This is a genomic window from Shigella sp. FC1661, assembly GCF_001712525.1.
Lineage (GTDB): Bacteria > Pseudomonadota > Gammaproteobacteria > Enterobacterales > Enterobacteriaceae > Escherichia > Escherichia coli.
Map to the genome: position 1 here is coordinate 1 of NZ_MDGW01000461.1, position 513 is coordinate 513.

Below are 513 nucleotides of genomic sequence, written 5' to 3' on the forward strand. Positions count from 1 at the left end.
AAATGGCATTAACGCCAATCTGTTGTTCAAATGGCGACAACAATGGCGCGAGGGAAAGCTGCTATTACCTTCTTCAGAGAGCCCCCAGCTACTTCCTGTGACTCTCGATGCAGCTGCCGAACAGCCAGAATCGCTCGCAGAGGATCCGGAAACCCTCAGTATCAGCTGTGAGGTAACGTTCCGGCACGGGACGCTCCGCTTCAATGGCAATGTCAGTGGATTTGCCCCTATATTTCCAGACATCTGTTATCACTTAACCCATTACAAGCCCGCTGCCGCAGATATTCCCGTGGCGAGCGATAACCCAGCGCACTATGCGGATGCCATTCGTTATAATGCTCGAACGCCTCTGCAAGGTTCTTTGCTGCCGTTAACCCGTCTGGTTTGGGCATGATACTGATGTAGTCACGCTTTATCGTTTTCACGAAGCTCTCTGCTATTCCGTTACTCTCCGGACTCCGCACCGCCGTGTTCTTCGGTTCAAGTCCCAACATCCGGGCGAACTGGCGTGTT

At 52.6% G+C, this 513-nt stretch carries 1 protein-coding gene; it reads right to left on the reverse strand.

What is annotated here, in order from left to right:
* Positions 1-227 precede the first annotated feature (227 nt).
* Positions 228-513, reverse strand: a 286-nt coding sequence (locus BFF42_RS20495; protein ID WP_000318964.1) for an integrase core domain-containing protein, incomplete at its 5' end; no start/stop codon positions are given.